This window comes from Paraburkholderia sp. SIMBA_027 (assembly GCF_046535315.1).
Lineage (GTDB): Bacteria > Pseudomonadota > Gammaproteobacteria > Burkholderiales > Burkholderiaceae > Paraburkholderia > Paraburkholderia tropica.
In genome coordinates this window covers 1-228 of record NZ_JAWRWY010001779.1, presented here as the reverse complement: position 1 = coordinate 228, position 228 = coordinate 1, and the positions used below count along the sequence as shown (strand labels likewise).

General features: G+C 67.1%; 1 protein-coding gene. It reads left to right on the top strand.

Going from position 1 to position 228, the window contains the following annotated elements:
* Positions 1 to 228, top strand: a 228-nt coding sequence (locus tag SB764_RS45280; RefSeq protein ID WP_410867478.1) for a zinc-binding dehydrogenase, incomplete at both ends; no start/stop codon positions are given.

The following is a 228-nucleotide window of genomic DNA, read 5'->3' as shown; positions in this document are numbered from 1 at the left end:
CGGTGCCACCGTCATCGCAACAACCCGGAACCCCGCCAAGTCCGACCTCCTCAAGAGCGTCGGCGCGGACCACGCCCTCAGCGACGACGAGACCCTTCCTGAGGCAATCCGGGTGATCGCACCGGAGGGTGTCGACGCCGCACTCGAATTCGTGGGAGCCACCGCACTGCCTGATGTGCTCTCACTCATCCGACCCGGCGGCACCGTCTGCTTCGTCGGCGCACTCAG